Origin of the sequence: Streptomyces pathocidini, from assembly GCF_001418495.1 — a bacterium.
Classification (GTDB): domain Bacteria; phylum Actinomycetota; class Actinomycetes; order Streptomycetales; family Streptomycetaceae; genus Streptomyces; species Streptomyces pathocidini.
Map to the genome: position 1 here is coordinate 1 of NZ_LIQY01000661.1, position 1,086 is coordinate 1,086.

A 1,086-nucleotide genomic window follows, 5' to 3' on the forward strand; every position below is an offset into this window, starting at 1 on the left:
CGGTCGCGGTGGCGCCGGGGGCGGCGGGCGGCGGGTGGCGGCGTCCAGGGGACTCCCGCGCCGAAGCGTCCGCTCCGAGCGCGGTGTCCACCGAAGGGTCACGCCCCGTGCGCGCCCCGGCGCGCGATCCGGTGGCAGTGCCCGTGCCGCGCCGGGCGGCCGTTCGTATGCTGGCCCCCATGAGCGACCAGCCACGCTTCGACCGCGGCCACACCGACGACCTGATGGGCTTCCTCGCGCAGAGCCCCTCGCCGTACCACGCCGTGGCGAGCGCCGCCGAGCGGCTGGAGAAGGCCGGGTTCCGGCAGGTCGCGGAGACCGCCGCCTGGGACGGTTCCACCGGCGGGCGGTACGTGCTGCGGGGCGGGGCCATCGTGGCCTGGTACGTGCCGGAGGGTGCCGGGCCCGAGACCGCGTTCCGGATCGTCGGGGCGCACACCGACTCCCCCAACCTGCGCGTGAAGCCCCTGCCGGACACCGGCGCGCACGGCTGGCGCCAGGTCGCCGTGGAGATCTACGGCGGCACCCTGCTCAACACCTGGCTAGACCGCGACCTCGGCCTCAGCGGGCGGCTCGCGCTGCGCGGCGGAGCGCACCGGCTGGTGGCCGTCGACCGGCCGCTGCTGCGGGTGCCGCAGCTGGCCGTGCACCTCGACCGGTCGGTCAACGCCGACGGCCTCAAGCTCGACAAGCAGCGGCACATGACGCCGGTCTGGGGCCTGGGGGACGTCGCGGAGGGCGACCTCATCCGCTTCCTCGCCGCGGAGGCGGGCGTTCCGGCCGAGGAGGTGACCGGCTGGGACCTGATGACGCACAGCGTCGAGCCGCCCGCCTACCTCGGGCGCGACCGCGAACTCCTCGCCGGGCCGCGGATGGACAACCTGCTGTCCGTGCACGCCGGTACGGCCGCGCTGATCGCCGCCGCGAGCGGCGCGGAGCCCGTACCGCACATCCCCGTACTGGCCGCGTTCGACCACGAGGAGAACGGCAGCCAGTCCGACACCGGCGCCGAGGGGCCACTGCTGGGCAACGTGCTGGAGCGGTCCGTCTTCGCGCGCGGCGGCTCGTACGAGGACCGGGCGCGCG

General features: G+C 76.1%; 1 protein-coding gene. It reads left to right on the forward strand.

Features of this window, described 5'->3' with window-relative positions; all coding sequences use genetic code 11:
• Window positions 1-179: 179 nt before the first annotated feature.
• The coding region (locus AOK16_RS24215) for a zinc-binding metallopeptidase family protein (RefSeq protein ID WP_055474240.1) at window positions 180-1,086 on the forward strand (907 nt) is incomplete at its 3' end.